This window comes from Campylobacter sp. US25a (assembly GCF_004379075.1).
GTDB lineage: Bacteria > Campylobacterota > Campylobacteria > Campylobacterales > Campylobacteraceae > Campylobacter_D > Campylobacter_D jejuni.
The window spans coordinates 42,485-59,400 of record NZ_RYYM01000011.1 but is presented as its reverse complement, the minus strand read 5'-3'; the positions used below and the strand labels follow the sequence as shown (position 1 = coordinate 59,400).

11 protein-coding genes, 1 other RNA gene and 1 pseudogene are annotated in these 16,916 nt (G+C 31.3%); 6 read left to right on the top strand and 7 right to left on the bottom strand.

All coding sequences use genetic code 11. The annotated features are described in order from the left end of the window. The 3 genes and pseudogenes from ELQ12_RS08085 to ELQ12_RS08075 form a co-directional block, all read right to left on the bottom strand. A pseudogene (locus ELQ12_RS08085) lies at positions 1-1,304 on the bottom strand (autotransporter outer membrane beta-barrel domain-containing protein); the annotation flags it as partial. Between the two features lie 204 nt (positions 1,305-1,508). Further along, positions 1,509-1,867, bottom strand: a transfer-messenger RNA (tmRNA) gene (gene ssrA / locus ELQ12_RS08080). Then, positions 1,868-2,278, bottom strand: coding sequence for a hypothetical protein (locus ELQ12_RS08075; RefSeq protein ID WP_002783915.1), 411 nt, complete (start codon positions 2,276-2,278; stop codon positions 1,868-1,870). 90 nt (positions 2,279-2,368) lie between these two features. On the opposite strand from ELQ12_RS08075, the gene ruvB reads away from it, so the two are divergent. Both ruvB and ELQ12_RS08065 read left to right on the top strand, forming a co-directional pair. Further along, a complete protein-coding gene (ruvB, locus tag ELQ12_RS08070; RefSeq protein ID WP_002862037.1) occupies positions 2,369-3,376 on the top strand; it encodes a Holliday junction branch migration DNA helicase RuvB in 1,008 nt (335 codons plus the stop codon). Positions 3,377-3,379: 3 nt separating this feature from the next. Further along, on the top strand, positions 3,380-4,423 hold the full coding sequence (locus ELQ12_RS08065) for an AI-2E family transporter (protein WP_044780168.1): 1,044 nt from the start codon (positions 3,380-3,382) through the stop codon (positions 4,421-4,423). A gap of 29 nt (positions 4,424-4,452) precedes the next feature. Here ELQ12_RS08065 and fumC read toward each other — a convergent pair whose 3' ends face one another. Genes fumC through ELQ12_RS08045 form a run of 4 tightly spaced genes read right to left on the bottom strand, consistent with a single transcriptional unit; the run spans position 4,453 to position 13,177 of the window. Next, positions 4,453-5,844: a class II fumarate hydratase gene (fumC, locus tag ELQ12_RS08060; protein ID WP_134264693.1), complete on the bottom strand. Its 1,392-nt coding sequence runs from the start codon at positions 5,842-5,844 to the stop codon at positions 4,453-4,455. A gap of 55 nt (positions 5,845-5,899) precedes the next feature. Further along, entirely contained in the window at positions 5,900-9,025 is a 3,126-nt protein-coding gene (locus tag ELQ12_RS08055) for a S8 family serine peptidase (RefSeq protein WP_134264692.1), read from the bottom strand. 2 nt (positions 9,026-9,027) lie between these two features. Further along, entirely contained in the window at positions 9,028-10,824 is a 1,797-nt protein-coding gene (glmS, locus tag ELQ12_RS08050; protein ID WP_052776832.1) for a glutamine--fructose-6-phosphate transaminase (isomerizing), read from the bottom strand. 4 nt (positions 10,825-10,828) lie between these two features. Next, the gene (locus ELQ12_RS08045; protein ID WP_070261089.1) at positions 10,829-13,177 is read right to left on the bottom strand and encodes a nucleotidyltransferase; all 2,349 of its coding nucleotides are present in this window, start codon (positions 13,175-13,177) and stop codon (positions 10,829-10,831) included. Between the two features lie 143 nt (positions 13,178-13,320). Between ELQ12_RS08045 and mqnE the strand changes: the two genes are divergently transcribed. Genes mqnE through ELQ12_RS08025 form a run of 4 tightly spaced genes read left to right on the top strand, consistent with a single transcriptional unit; the run spans position 13,321 to position 16,915 of the window. Next, positions 13,321-14,385: an aminofutalosine synthase MqnE gene (gene mqnE / locus ELQ12_RS08040; RefSeq protein WP_070261090.1), complete on the top strand. Its 1,065-nt coding sequence runs from the start codon at positions 13,321-13,323 to the stop codon at positions 14,383-14,385. A 9-nt stretch (positions 14,386-14,394) separates the two neighbouring features. Next, entirely contained in the window at positions 14,395-15,714 is a 1,320-nt protein-coding gene (locus ELQ12_RS08035) for an NCS2 family permease (RefSeq protein ID WP_134264691.1), read from the top strand. 14 nt (positions 15,715-15,728) lie between these two features. After that, entirely contained in the window at positions 15,729-16,172 is a 444-nt protein-coding gene (locus ELQ12_RS08030; RefSeq protein WP_002862044.1) for a phosphoribosyltransferase, read from the top strand. A gap of 44 nt (positions 16,173-16,216) precedes the next feature. Further along, the gene (locus ELQ12_RS08025; RefSeq protein WP_070261092.1) at positions 16,217-16,915 is read left to right on the top strand and encodes a VacJ family lipoprotein; all 699 of its coding nucleotides are present in this window, start codon (positions 16,217-16,219) and stop codon (positions 16,913-16,915) included. Position 16,916: the final 1 nt, after the last annotated feature.

The following is a 16,916-nucleotide window of genomic DNA, read 5'->3' as shown; positions in this document are numbered from 1 at the left end:
GAAGCTGAATTGAGATTAGATACAGATTTACCTGTATTGTCTGTGTCTTTTTTGATTTGTAGGGCTAGTTTTACACCTTCTCTACTTGCTAAATCTGCTCCTATACTTCCTAATTGTTCTGTGATAGAACGAAGAGCTAGGATAGAAGCTTTATCATTAGTACTAAGATTTAAATTTAAGTTTTTATTTACTAAATCAACGTATTTTTCATCATCGATTTTACCGCCGTTTTTCTTAGCTTCATCTAACATTGCTTGAAGTTCAGTTTTTTGTTTATTAAGGGCTTCTTTGGCTTGCTCCCATTCTTCACCTTCATCGGAATCAAATTCATTTTTAAGTAATTTATCGATAGTATCTATATCTACTTGAAGTTGAACTAGCTTATTTTTAGCTGCTGCAGTAGCACCTCCATTAACTACCAAGCATTTATTGCCACCGCAGTTTTGAACACTAAGTTTATAATCTACTAAGCCTTTTTCTCCATCGCCATATTTCTCTTCATCGCTAATATCTATAACAGCTCCTGTTTCTAATTCATCTTTGCCATGAAGATCAGTTGAAACATAATCATTTAAAAATTTTACAAGTAATGCACCTGCATTGTTCTTTGCTTTTAAAATATCTTCATTGAAATCTTTAGCTTGAACCATTATTACATTATTTGCTTCTAAGTCTGTATAAGAGCGTTTGATAAGTCCAAAATTTGAATTTGTAAGATTTGCAGTTCCATTTACCTTAACAAAATTTCCATAAGTAGCAAAAAGGGTTTTATCGGCGGTAAAATTTCCATTTATAGTTAAGCTACCATTAGCACTTTGTGTTTCACCTGCTCCATTATAAAGAATTATACCTGAGCCTTTTTCTTCATCCTCGGTAATGGCTTCCTTTCCTGAGCCAGTCATAGTCAAATCTCCATTAATCACCGAAGGTGCAAAAGCTTGTAAAATTATATCTGTTGTTTCAACTTTTTTAGCAGTAGCGTTTAGATTTGTTACATAAGCAGGTTCTTGATTGTTATTATGCGTAAAGCTTAAAGTATTGTTTTTACCGATATCAATGTTCAATCGATAATCAGCGCTATCATAGCCATCGCTTGGTAAATCCCCAATGCCCATTTTGATACTTAAATCTTTTCCTTTGTAATTATCAGGATTTTTAAGATTGATATCCTTACCATTTTCTTCAAAATATTTTCCTATATCTGAAGATTGTGCAAGATTGATTTCTTCAGCAAAAGCACCCGAATAAAGCAAAGTTGCTACACCTAAGCTTAGCAATATCTTGCTCGAAGCAATTTTCTTCATAAGTTTCTCCTTCAATAAATTTAAACTAAAGAAGAAATTATACCCCCCCCCTAAAAATAAGCTTAAAAATAAAACTATAATTTTTAATGAAAAATTATAAAACTTAATATATCAAAGTTTTAAGGGTAATAAATCGATCTTAACTTCATATAAAAAATTCTAAAAATTTGAAATAAACTTATGATTTACTTAAAATTAGCGTGATGGTGGAAGCGAGGGGAATCGAACCCCTGTCCAAAAATAATCCCACAAAGACCTCTACATGCTTAGCAAAGATGACTACTTCACCCTACTTCGCTCATCTTCCAAAACTCAAAAGCAAGGCTAAGACTTTATTTCACCTCAACGCTTGTCAAACGCAAGGCTACACTATCAAAAATGACCGAAAATTAAGCTAGATAGTATGACTTAAATTTCAGGCTCAACTGAACTTACGCAGCTTTAGCGTAAGCAGGAGCGAATTTAACGTTGTTTGCGTTTAATTTTATTTGGGCTTTTTACGCTTTGCCCAAAGCGACATGCCATCTAAGCAGACTTACTCCTGTCGAAGCCAAGTCGCTCCCTTATTTAGAAATAATATTTGGAACATTAACAATTAAAGGATTAAAAACCGCTAAAACAGAATCATCATTTTCATATGAACGACAATATTTTTCAAACTGATCGCTCATCAAAAGCATCCAATCCGTAAATTCATCACTAGCAGGTCCGTTAAAGCGATTTGCTTGCGCCATCATCTCTTCACAAAATACACAAAAATCAGTCACTTCTTCAAGATTTAAACGTCTTGCTGCCCAAGCGGTATTGTGTGCTAAAGTTTCAAGCTCTTTTATAGCTTCTTTATAACGCACACTATCGCTTCCAAGCTTGATGATTAAAGGTTCAAACCTATCGCACATGGTTCTAAAAAATTGTAAAAATTTTTCTATATCGTCAATTTCATAATCTAATTCTAATTTTGTTAAAATTCCCATTTTTAAACCATAATCATTAAAGTTTAATGTAAATTCTAGCAAATTTTAGCTAAAATCTTATTTTAATTTTTCCAAAATATAAGCAAAGATATGGATAGAATAGTAGAAATAGAAAAATACTCCTTTGATGAAACTTACGAAACTTCGTTGCGTCCTTCAAATTTTGATGGTTATATAGGTCAAGAAAGCATTAAAAAAAATTTAAATGTCTTTATAGCTGCAGCTAAAAAACGCAATGAATGTTTAGATCATATACTTTTTAGCGGTCCTGCAGGACTTGGAAAAACAACACTAGCTAATATCATCTCCTATGAAATGGGTGCAAATATCAAAACAACCGCCGCTCCTATGATAGAAAAAAGCGGGGATTTAGCCGCTATTTTAACTAATCTTAGCGAAGGAGATATACTTTTTATCGATGAAATTCATCGCTTAAGCCCTGCTATCGAAGAAGTGCTTTACCCTGCGATGGAGGATTACCGCCTTGATATTATCATAGGTAGTGGTCCAGCCGCCCAAACCATAAAAATCGATTTGCCAAAATTTACTCTTATAGGAGCTACAACGCGTGCAGGTATGCTTAGTAATCCTTTGCGAGATCGTTTTGGTATGCAATTTAGATTAGAATTTTACAAAGATAGCGAACTTGCTCTCATCTTGCAAAAAGCAGCTTTAAAACTTAATAAAACTTGCGAAGAAAAAGCCGCACTTGAGATCGCTAAAAGAAGTCGTTCAACCCCTAGAATAGCTCTAAGGCTTTTAAAAAGGGTAAGAGATTTTGCTGATGTTAATGATGAAGAGATTATCACAGAAAAAAGAGCTAATGAAGCCTTAAATTCTTTAGGAGTGAATGAGCTTGGTTTTGATGCGATGGATTTAAGATATCTTGAACTTTTAACCGCTGCTAAGCAAAAACCTATCGGGCTTGCAAGTATTGCTGCGGCTTTAAGCGAAGATGAAAATACCATAGAAGATGTAATTGAGCCTTATTTGCTTGCTAATGGCTATATAGAACGCACTGCAAAAGGGCGTATAGCTAGCACAAAAAGCTATAGTGCTTTAAAATTAAACTATGAAAAAACTTTATTTGAGGAGTAAATTTTGCAAAATGGAAAAATCTTTCTTATAAGCTTTATTTTAGTTATTTTATTTCTTTTGCTTTATCTTTTTAAAGGTTTTTTACTTGTGATTATCATAGCTAGTTTAATGGCGGTAGCTACCTCAAACATCAATGCGAAATTTTTAAATCTTACTAAAGGACATAAATTTTTAGCTTCCATTCTTACAACAGCTTGCATGGTTTTGCTTTTTTTTGCACCTTTTGTTTATGCCATGATAGAACTTGCCAAAGCTTTAAAGAATTTTGATATCAATTTAGTCACACAAACACTTGATTATGTCAAAAACTATCAATTTACCTTGCCTGAAAGCTTTAATTTTTTAGAACCTAAAATCAAAGAATTTTTAGCTTCTATAGATTTAAATAGCATTTCCAAACAAATCCTAAGTTATGCTTCAAGTTTTACAAAATCAGGAGCTAAATTCCTTATAGATATGGTTTTAATTTGCGTGTTTTATTTCTTTGCAAATCTATATGGAACAGAACTTGTTATCTATCTTAAATCCATCATTCCTATTGATAAAAAAGAACTCGATGATGTTTTAAGCGAAGTGGGTAATGTTATGGCTGTTGTGCTTTACTCTATGGTGATTGTAGCGATATTTCAAGGTGCACTTTTTGGTTTAATCACAATGTTTTATGGTTATGATGGAATTTTAATGGGAGTAATTTTTGCTGTAAGTTCTCTCATACCTGCTATAGGAGGAGCTTTAATTTATGTGCCTGTAAGTCTTTATGAATTTGCCTCAAACAATCTTAACTCAGCTCTTGTTATTTTTATTTATTCTGTAATTGTAATTTCTTTTATAGCAGATACTTTAATCAAACCTTTAATCATCAAATGGATCAACAAAAAACTTGTAAAAACTCCAACCAAAATCAACGAACTTTTAATTTTCTTGGCTATGATAGCAGGAATTTCTACCTTTGGTTTTTGGGGTATTATACTAGGTCCTGCGATTTTAACCTTTTTTGTATCAACTTTAAGAATGTATGTGATTTTAAAAGATAAGAATTTAATTTAACTTGCCTTAAAAAAGGCAAGTTTTATGTTCTAGGCTTTTGGACCTATCATTTTAGTAGGATCAACAAATTTATTGAAATCTTCTTCGCTAACCAAACCAAGCTCCATTGCACTTTCTTTTAAAGAAATACCTTTTTTATGGGCATTTTTGGCTGCTTTAGCAGCGTTTTCATAACCTATGTGTGGATTTAGAGCGGTAACTAGCATTAAAGAATTATGAAGATTATGATCGATTTTTGCACGATTTGGTTCTATGCCTACAGCACAATGGATATTGAATGAATGCATAGAATCAGCCAACAAATCAAGACTTTGCAAGAAATTATAAATAATCACAGGCTTAAACACATTAAGCTCAAAATTTCCTTGACTTGCTGCAAATCCAATAGCTGCATCATTTCCCATCACTTGTACAGCAACCATAGTAACAGCTTCGCACTGGGTAGGATTTACCTTACCTGGCATAATCGAACTTCCTGGCTCATTTTCAGGGATGATAAGCTCACCAAGACCGCATCTTGGACCTGAAGCTAGCCATCTAATATCATTTGCAATTTTCATTAAATTTGCAGCCAAACCTTTCATAGCTCCATGAGTGAAATTGATCGCATCATGACTTGTTAAAGCATGAAATTTATTTGGACTTGAAACAAATTTCGTACCTATAAGTTGAGTTAACTCTTCACTTACTTTTTGGCTTAATTCTGGATGTGCATTAAGCCCTGTTCCTACTGCGGTTCCTCCTATGGCAAGTTCTCTTAAAGTTGGTAAAGAAGCGATGATTTGCTCTTTTGAATGCAAAAGCATAGAAAGATATCCACTAAATTCTTGTGCTAGAGTAAGTGGCGTAGCATCTTGCAAATGCGTGCGTCCTATCTTGATAATACCATCAAATTCTTTTACTTTTTTTTCAAAAGTTGCAATAAGCTCATCAAGCGCAGGGATAAGCTTTTTCTCTACTTGCTCAACTGCAACGATACTCATAGCTGTTGGAAAAGTATCATTTGAACTTTGACTCATATTAACATGATCATTTGGATGTACAAGCTTTTCTTTGCGAAAATCCCCGCCCATGATTTCAGTGGCACGATTTGCAATAACTTCATTCATATTCATATTGCTTTGCGTACCTGAACCTGTTTGCCAAATCGCAAGTGGAAAATTATCATCAAATTTACCTGCGATAATCTCATCACAAGCTTGAACTATAGCATTTTTTTTAGCATCATCAAGTTTGCCAAGTTTGTTATTGACTAAAGCTAAAGATTTTTTAAGATTTGCAAAAGCATAGATTAAAACCTTTGGCATTTTCTCACAACCGATTTTGAAATTTTCAAAACTTCTTTCAGTTTGCGCTCCCCAATATTTGTCATTTGGGACCTTAACTTCACCCATGGTATCATGTTCAACTCTGTATTCCATAATTTTTTCCTTTGATTAAAATTTTATTTATTATAAGCTAAAAAAATAAATACTTTCAAAAACGTTTTCCTATTGAACTCATTAAATGCAATTCATAGGCATTATGAGAAAATCTATTCATTAACATAAACTGCCAAAATACATTGTTTTTATATAAAAATTCTGAATTAAAACCTTGACTTAAAATATTATCTTTTAATTTATATTTTTGAATAAAAGCAATAGGAAAATCAACAAAACTAGCCTTATTTTCTAAAGTTCTTCCATAAATTCTTTTTTCAAAAATTACAAAAGTAGAAAAAGAAGCTTGATAATCATCTTGCTCTATATTTTTAGCAAGATTAAAACCTAAATTTGTATTTATGCTATGATGTTTTAAACTTTCGTAATTTTTAGCAAAAGGACTTTTATTTTCTTTAAAATCTTCTTGATAAAAAAAACTATGTGTAAAATACATTAAAGGATTAAAAATAAAATCTTGACCTAAAATAATATCTTTAGTTACACCAAGCTGGGCTGAAGTTTGCAATGTTTTATACTTGCCTTCAATTGGCTGCTCTACTACAAAACGATTAAGAGTATTAAATCCTACACCTATACCTAATCCACTTAATATTTTTATAAAATCTAAATCATGGTTATAATTAAACAATAAGTCCATATTATAACTCTTCAAATCACTACCATTATTAAAATTAAATCTAGCGCTAGAAAGAGATAAAGCATAAGCTAAAAAGCCTGATGAGAAATTTTCTCCTAAAGAGATATTAGCACCTGTTTTTTGACCTGAAAAATCTTTATCTTTATAGTATTTATAGCTTGGAGTAAGGTGCCAAAAATATTCTTCATTACTAAAAATTCTAGGTAAATAAGCACTAGCAAGTAACATATTATTGTTTTGTGCAAAATTATTAATATTAAGAGGATGAAGAGTAAACAATATGTTATTTTGTATCAAATTAGATTGATTATGATTACTAAAAGTGCTTAAATACTCTGAACCTTCTATTCTATTTAATTTAGTCTTTACATCTATTCCATTATCTAAAGAAGCAAAAAATTCCTGATAAGTCCGACTCAAGTCTGCTCTAGATCGCAATTGTCTTAAAGCATTTCCCAAGCTTGTATTAGGAATTTCATAAGCATTGGGTTTTAAATTAGGTTTTATTAAGGTTTTATTAATACTCACTAAATCATCACTTAAAACAAAATCAAAATTTAAAGCATAAGTATTTTGCACCAAAACATGATTAAAAGATGATAAACTTTTTTCCAAATCTCCTAAATTAATTTTCACTGGCTTATTTAAGATATAGTATTTAGGTAAAGGAATATATTCTAAATTCCCGCTCTTAATATCATAAGTTTTTGCAATCAGTTTAGAATTTTTATAATTACCAAAATCAAGTTGTAATTTAGAGTCAACTCCTTCTTGAGTATAAGTTCCTTGCACGGTTAAATCACTCAAATCTTCATTTCCAGGTCTAACTATGCCTTTATTGTTTAAATTTTGCCCTACAATACCATTACCGCTTAGCATTGCTTCTTGTTCTACATAAGCATTATTTTTAACTTTTCCTTTGAGCTTTAATTCTCCTTGTTTGATTAAAGTTGCACCCTCATAAGTATTTTGACCACTGATAATCAAAATACCTTCACCTTCTTTAGATAATCCTATGTTAAGATTAGCTAAATGTGTAGGTTTATTAATAGTGCTTGATAAATGAGTACTTTCATCCCATTTTCTTTGACTAATATCATTAGAAAATTCAGCATCATAACCTGCAGTATTTATAGTATAATAAGCTGTATTAGGTTCTTGATCATATTTTAATACATCCTGGTCACTGAGTCTGTTTGCATCTAAAATACTCAGTCCTTTTAATGCCTTTTGTGCATCTAAAATTCCTTGTCCAAATAATTCTTCTTTTTCAACCCTAACTACTCCATTAATAGAACTAATAGTGGAAGTATTAAGTTTTTGCGACTGCGCACTATCTCTATTATCCCAAATATAATCACTATAATCAATCCATTGTCCATTAACTTGAACTTGCATTCCATTGTAAAGCTGTTTTAAATCCCGTTTTATTTCATCTTCTATCTTAGGTGGATCTTGCGAAATATACACAATAAGAAATTTAGGTTGATTTGTTCCATCGGTTACTTGTTTAACAGTAAATTTTGGAGCCTTATAATTTTTATTTGCTGTACTTAACAGTATATCAGCAATTTGCTTACCATCCAAAAAGGGGAAATTTTGCTTGACCAGTGCCGCTGTTCCACTCACCATAGGTGCTGCCATAGAAGTTCCACTTTTTTTTGTAAAGTTATCATTAGTGCTTGAATCAACATTATTAATATTTACCCCAGCAGCAACTAAAGAAAAATTCGTAGCTCCCTTAAAACCATTACTAAAATCGGCCAAACTTTGACTTTTAATTGTTAAAGTCCCATCTGATTCTAAAGTAATCTCATTTGCATCCAAAGCTCCAACAGCCAACCAAGCTCTTAAAGATTCATCATAACTTGGTAAAATCGCATGCAAAGCAGGGCTAAGAATTCCTTCATTACCAGCAGCAAATACATTTAATACTCCCTTATCCTTGCTAAGCCTCATCATATCATTAGCAACTTTATCTGCTTTCATAACATACTCCAAAGGAGTATTACAGATATTATAGCTTTTCCCTTGATTAGTTTGAGTACAATCTACTAATCCAGAATTTGAAGCTCTAAGATTAAAATAAGGATAAAATTTAATACCCCAGCTATTATTAATAATACTCACATTTTTGAAAAAATTATAAATATTAGGATTTTGAGTGTAAGAGCCATTTGGAAACACCCCAGCTCCATAAAATTTTGCCCCATAAGCCACTCCATAAGGTTTACTATCGTCTATCTTTGCTCCAACAGCTATACCTGCTACATGACTTCCGTGTGTTGATTTTTGCAAATCAGGTATAAGCTGTTTCCCAGCTGTATCAGTAGGATAAGTAGACTTTAAAATCTTATCCTTTAAACTAATATGATCTTGATTAAAAGCATCATCGGCTACACCTATTATAATAGTATCTCCACTATACCCTAGCTTATGTACTTTATCAATATGATGAAGTTCAAATTCACTTAAAGCAAAAAGTTTACAAACGAAAGTTAAACAAAAAAATTTTTTCATTTCTATTCTACCGTTACGCTTTTAGCCAAATTTCTTGGCATATCCACATCATTGCCAAGTCTTATAGAAATTTCCATTGCTAAAAGTTGAGTAATTACCATCATTTCAAAAAATTCACACATATAGTGATCTTGCTCATTAGTTTTTATAAAATCATCACTCAAATCAAATTCTAAAGGCGAAATGCTAAGCACTGTAGAATCCCTAGCTATAAGCTCTTCAACATTTGATTTTGTTTTTTCATAAAGCATATGCTTTGGCATTAAAGCTATAGTATAAAGTTTAGAATCAGCTAGAGCAATAGGGCCATGTTTCATCTCTCCTGCAGGATAACCCTCAGCGTGAAGATAAGATAATTCTTTAAGTTTTAAAGCTCCTTCTAAGGCCAAAGGATAAAACACATCTCTACCTATAAAGAAAAAGCCATGTCCATCTAAATAACGCTTGGATAAACGATGAATTTTTTCATGTAAAGCCTGTTTTACACTCACACAATTTGGAGTATGTAAAAGCGCTTTAATTTCAGCAGAAACATTTAAATTTCTTTTTTGCGCCATAAAAATAGCAAGCATCCAAAGTGTTAAAACCTGAGTGGCAAAAGCTTTAGTTGAAGCAACTCCTTTTTCTATGCCCGCACGAGTTAAAAGACTTAGGTGTGCTAAACGCACTATATTAGAATTATCCACATTACAAATTGCAAAAGTCTTAGCGCCCTGCTCTTTTGCAATCTTTAAAGCCTCTAAAGTGTCTGCTGTTTCTCCACTTTGAGAAATAACGATAAATAAAGAATCTTTTTTTATAATTGCTTCACGGTATCGAAATTCACTTGCAATTTCTACTTTAGCTTTAACTTTAGCAATTCTTTCAAACAAATAAGCACTTGCCATTGCAGCATGATAGCTTGTTCCACAAGCACAAAGCGTGATTTCATCTACTTGACTTAAATCTTCATTGTTTAGCTCATCAAAAACGACTTCATCGCCTTGAATACGTCCCATTAAAACTTCACTCATCACGCGACTTTGTTCATAAATTTCTTTTTCCATAAAAAAGCGAAAGCCGTCTTTTTTTGCATAAGCCTTATCGCCTGAAAGCTTAGAAAAACAAAGTGATTTTAAAACATCATTTTCATAAACAACAAGCTCATCTTTACTCGCGTATCCCAAGCTTAAATCTTCAAGATACATTACCTCATCACAACTTCCTATCAAAGGTGCATCACCTGAAGAAAAATACCATTCTTTATTTGCATTTTTACCGATAATCAAAGGAGCAGCATTTTTTGCAAAATACACATGATTGGGATCTTTTTTTGTTACTAACAAAGTAGCAAAAGCACCGCGAAGTTCTTTGATGGTTTTTTGCCAAGCTTCAAAAACTCCCAAATTTCTTGCGTAAAATTCAAAAAGCTGGACAATAACTTCAGTATCGGTTTGACTTAAAAAACTCACGCCTTCTTTTTCAAGTTTATCTTTGATTTCTTTATAATTTTCTATAATACCATTGTGAATCACACAAGAATACTGTCCTAAATGAGGATGTGCATTGATTTCAGTAGGCTTACCATGAGTTGCCCATCTTGTATGACCTATAGCAAAACCATAACCTTGACTTTCAAAATCCGTGCATTTATTCGCCAAATTTTCAAGTTTTCCTACAGCTTTAAAAAAACTAAGCTCACCTTCTTGCATCACTGCCATACCCGCACTATCATAGCCACGATATTCTAATTCTTTAAGTCCATTTAGTATAATTTGTTTTTTCTCATTATTTCCTATATAGCCTACGATTCCACACATTTTTTTACTCACTTATTAATAAATTAACTAACTTTTGCTCGCTATGTTCTAGTTTTTCATTCTTTTGAAAAATAAAAATATTACGCGTCCTTTGTCTTATGGTTTGAATTTTTGCTGCGCATAAAACAAGTTCAAGTTCATTAAAAACATTCATCAAATACGCCATTAAACCTTGCTGATCTTTAGTATTAAGACCTAATTTGGCATACATTTTAGAATAATTTAAGTCTAATTTTAACTCATCTTTTTTAATGATTGGCTTTTTAATTTTTTTCAAATTAAAACCAGAAAGATTTGAATTTAAAAGCTCGCAAAGTTTTAGTTTTTGCTCATCACTGATAATATTATCATATTCAAATCTTAAATAAATTTTATCATCAAAAAGTTCAAAAAAATTCATGAAAATAAGATTTAAATTTGTTAAAGAACTTAAAATAATGGCAATATTAAAATGAAGTGGTGCAATAATTTGCAAACTAAGATTTGTTTCATTGCTAAACCAAAATTTAAAATCATTTTCTTTGGCTAATTTAGAAATCATAACAATATCTTCAAAAGTATTTTTTATAATAAAAAGATTTGATTTGATATGTATGATTTTATCTTGCAAAATTTCATCTTGCTCTAAAAAAATCTTACTTCTTTTAAGCGTTAATTCTTTTTTTACTCTTCTTGCGCTTTCTTCAAGTAGATTTTCATCTTCAAAACCTTGTTTTGCATTTTCTAAAAGTTTATCAAGAACTCTAAAATAAAAAGCATTGTAATTTAAAGCCTTAGCCTTTAGCCAAGTTAAAGTGTATAAAAGCTCTAAATTTTCTAAATTTTCTAATTTAGAAACCAAACTACTTACAACAATAGGATTATATATATCTTCTTTTTCTACAAGATCTTTTAAGGCATTATTGTTTTTAAATATTTTAAGACCCCATTCTAAAATTTCATTCTTTAAATCAAATTTGGAGCAATACGCTCTATATATGCCTGCTAAAGAAATTTCATTTTCACTTTCTATAGCGCTTAAAAGTATCACAAGCTTTAAAATCATTTTTTCATCGGTTTTAAGTTTTTGGAGTATCTCAAGCTCATCTTCGTATTTTTCAAATTCACTTAACATAAGAAAAACTTGCTCATCAAAACTATAATTTCCTTCTTCATCACTTAAAAAACGAACTGTCCAAAAAGGCTTGCATAAATCTTTTAAAATTCCACTATCAAGCAAAAGTTTTAAAACACAAAAACTATGCCTTTTATAAAAAATTTTCTCAAAAAGTATTAAAGCTTTTTCTATATCTTTTTTACCGTATTTCAATCTTCTTAGGGCAAAAACCAAGTTAAGATCGAAAATAACCTCTTTATCTTCAAGTTTTAATAAGTATTCTAAAACTTCTATAAGAGTTTTAAATTTATACTCTTGTTTAGGGGTATGATTTAATCCATCTTGAATTTGCTTTGCTAGAAAGTGTGTATAAAAACCTATAGTATGCATACTTTGCAAAGCCTTTTGAACCAACAACTCATTTGCTCCAAAATGTTTTTTAGCTTTTTTATACATTAATTCACTCAAATCATGAACATTAATAAGTAAAAACTCATCCTCATCTTTAGCACTTAATAAATTCATCGCTGATTTTAAAGAAAGTAAAAAATCTCCAGCTAAACGCAACTCGCTTAAATTTTTTTCATCTATAAAATTTAAAGCATAATTTTTTGGAGAAGTCTTAAAAAGAACAAGCAAACTCTCTAAGAATCTTAAATGATTTAATCCGCCAAAATCTTTTAAGATATTAAATTCTTGCTTTATAAATGGAATATCAAATTCTTTAAAATTTTCTAGCAAAAGCTTGGCAAAATCATTTTTATTTTCTTCTAAAATACTCTCAAATTTCGTCTTAATCCCTTTAAATAAAATCCTAGAACCACATATGAAACGAGTTTGTATTATAGAAGTCTTAAGCTCATTGCTAGCATTATAAAGTCCATTAAATTCTAAGATAACAGAGTCAATTTGCAAATGTGTATCATTTAAAATTTCAATAAAAGCCTTAATCATAGGTTTTAAATGAAAAGCCTTAATATCTTTATAGACAAAAATCAAAGAAATACTTTCATTAAAACAAAGACTATTGTTTGCATATGCTTTGCTTGCTAAAACACAAAAAGGGATATTATCACTTGGAGGTGAAAAATCATCAAAATAATCTTTAAGAACTATATCATAAGCTTTTTTTATGAAATTATCCATATTTTTAGAATGATATAAACTAAACGCCCCTTGCTTAAGAAAAAATTTTCTACAACTTTGGGTATAGGAACTAAGATTTTTTTTAAAAATTTCTAATTCTTTATTTAACAAAATTTCCACTCTCTTTTAAATTTTAATATTTTAATAATAATCTTAACAAAAATATCTTTTATTTTGGCTTTTTCTATAAACTCTTTTTCAGTAAGCAAAAATTATAATGCTTTATTTAAAAACAGCAAAAGAGTAAAATTAAAATGAAAAATTTAATTACCAAACTAGAAAATGAAGAAAGATTAAACCAAGAAGAAGCCAATGCACTTTGGGATCTAGATCTTTTTACCCTAGGCAAATACGCCCATAAAAAACGCGCCAAACTTCATGGAAAAAAAGTTTATTTTAATATCAATCGCCATATCAATCCAACTAATATCTGTGCAGATACCTGTAAATTTTGCGCCTTTTCAGCACACCGAAAAAATCCTAATCCTTATTTGATGACTCATGAAGAAATCATGAAAATCGTCGATGAAACTGTAAAACGAGAAACTAAAGAAGTACATATCGTTTCAGCTCATAACAAAGATACAACTTGGCAGTGGTATTTAGAAATTTTTAAAATGATAAAAGAAAAATATCCTAATCTTCATGTAAAAGCTATGACTGCTGCTGAGATTGATTTTTTACATCGTCGTTTTGAAATGAGCTATGAAGAAGTGATAGAAAAAATGCTTGAATACGGCGTTGATTCCATGCCAGGCGGTGGAGCTGAAATTTTTGATGAAGAAGTGCGTAAGAAAATTTGTCATGGAAAAGTTAGCAGTGAAAATTGGCTTAAAATTCATAAACTTTGGCATGAAAAAGGCAAACAAAGTAATGCTACCATGCTTTTTGGACATATAGAAGAAAGACATCACAGGATCGATCATATGTTAAGACTGCGTGATCTTCAAGATCAAACCGGTGGATTTAATGCTTTTATCCCTCTAGTTTGGCAAAGGGATAATAGCTTTATACAAACTGATAAAATCATGGATAGTGAAGAAATTTTAAAAACCATTGCCATTGCTCGTTTAGTGCTTGATAATATTAAAAATATCAAAGCTTACTGGGCAACAATGACTTTAAATTTAGCCATGGTAGCACAAGAATTTGGGGCTAATGATTTAGATGGCACTATAGAAAAAGAAAGCATACAAAGCGCAGGTGGTGCAAAATCTGCCAAAGGCACAAGTTTAAAAACTTTTATCGATATGATAAAAACTTCAAATCTTATTCCTGTAGAACGCGATAGTTTATATAACGAGCTAAAAACCTACTAAGGAGAAAAAATGGACTTTTTTAAACTCAAAGAAAACAATACGAGTTTTAAAACTGAAGTTATAGCAGGGCTTACTACTTTTTTGGCTATGGTTTATATTATCCCTGTAAATTCTAGCATAGTAGGAAATACAGGAATGCCTATAGAAGCTTTAATCACCGCAACAGCTTTAATCACCATAGTTGCAAGTGCTTTTAATGCTTTTTTTGCCAATACTCCTGTAGCTATGAGTGTGGGAATGGGTTTAAATGCTTATTTTACCTTTGCGGTTTGTTTAGGTCAAAACATAGCTTGGCAAAGTGCCTTAGGAGCTGTTTTTATTTCAAGTATTATTTTTCTTATACTTTCTTTTGCACATTTTCGCCTTTGGGTAATCCGCAATATCCCAAAAGATTTACGCCTTGCAATTTGTGCGGGCATAGGTTGTTTTATTGCATTTTTAGGCTTAAGTCAAATGGGTGTGATAATACATAATAAAGATACTTTAGTCAGCATAGGAAATTTCAAAAGCCCTCATGTGCTTTTTGGAATTTTTACCCTAGCTTTAATCATCTTTTTTTGGGCTATAAAACTTCGCGGAGCTTTTATTTTGGGGGTATTAGTAAGCTCTATTATCGCTTGGATTTTTCATTTAGATAATGCAAGTTTTCCTGTGCTAATCTTTTCTTTGCCAAATTTTAGCATGGAAAATGGTTTAGGAGCCATCTTTTTACAACTTGATATCAAAAGCGCCTTAAATATTACTATGATACCTATAATTCTTACTTTTTTCATCACTCAACTTTTTGATAGTATAGGAACTATCACAGGTGTGGGTGAAAGAGGAAAGATTTTTGATGATCCAAAAAATGGAGAAAAAAAACTAAGCAAAACCTTAATGGCAGATGCAACAGGATCAGCCTTAGGAGCTATGACAGGCACTTCTACAGTTACTGCTTTTGTAGAAAGCACTACAGGTGTTGAAAGTGGAGGAAGAACGGGGCTTACAGCTTTAGTTGTAGCTATTTGTTTTGCTTTTACACTTTTTTTACTGCCACTTTTTAAAGCCATTCCTGCAAATGCAATATACCCCGTACTTGTAATGGTTGGAATTTTAATGTTTATGGAAGTTAAAAATATAGATTTTAAAGATAGTGCTATAGCTGTAGCAAGCTTTTTTACTATTATCATGATGCCTTTTACTTACTCTATCACCACAGGTTTTGCTTTTGGTTTTCTTTCTTATTTGCTTGTAAGAATTTTTAAACGCGAATGGGATAAAATCAATCTTGGCATTATAGTTTTAAGTTTATTATCTTTGGGTAATTTTTTACTTATGGCACTACAATAAATTAAGGATATATAATGATATTTTACTCCTATGAAGAATTTAAAGAAGATGTAAAAATTCTTGCTAAAGAAATTAAAAAAGATTTTAACCCTGATGCACTTTTAGCTATAGCAAGAGGAGGAATGAGTTTAGGACACTCTTTAGCAGTAGCTTTAAAAACACGTCAGCTTTTTGCTTTAAACTCAATTCATTACGATGATACAAAAAAACTTGATACTATTGAAATTTTTAATATTCCTGATTTAAGCAAGCACAAAAAAATTCTACTCATTGATGATATAGTAGATAGCGGAGAAAGTTTAGTAGAAATAAAAAAAGTTTTGCTTGAAAAATTTCCTCATATAGAACTTAAAATTGCAACCATTTTTTACAAAAAAACTGCTCTTTTGGAGCCTGATTTTAAAGCAAAAGAAGCTACTGAATGGGTGGATTTTTACTGGGATATAAATCTTGATTAAAAATTTGCTATAATTTTACTTTTAAAATTTTTAGGAGTTTTTGCTTGAGAATAAAATTTATATCTTTTATTTTAATTTTTTTTACTATTTTTGCTTTTGCTAAAGAACAAAATTTAAATGATTTTGAACAAGAATACCAAAACTATCAAGTAAACGATCCGCTTTCAGGATATAACAAAGCTATGACAAGCTTTAATGTGGCTTTGTATGATTATGGTTTGCGTCCCGTTCTTAAGGGCTATAACGCCATCACCCCTGAATTTATAAGATTAGGAGTAAGAAATTTCTTTGATAATTTACTTGCTCCTTTGCGTTTTGTAGGCAATGTTTTGCAGTTTAAATTTGAAGAAGCAGGAGAAGAATTTAAAAGATTTACCGCCAATACCATTATGGGCTTTGGTGGACTTATGGATGTGGCATCAAAAATGGGTCTTAAAAAACATCCCGCGGACTTAGGAACCGTTTTGGCTCACTGGGGCGTAGGAAGCGGTTTTCATATTGTCTTACCTATACTTGGCCCTAGTAATCTTAGAGACACTCTTACTTTACCTGCAACTTGGTATGCAAGTTTTACCGCTTACATTGATCCTACTTGGGCAAGTATAGCTATAAGTGCTTATGGATTTGGCAATGAACTTAGTTTTAGACTTGATGAAATTGATGAAATTTATCACAACACGCCTAATTTATATCCATTCTTGCGTGATGCTTACGAGCAAAGACGCAATGAACTTAGCAAATAAA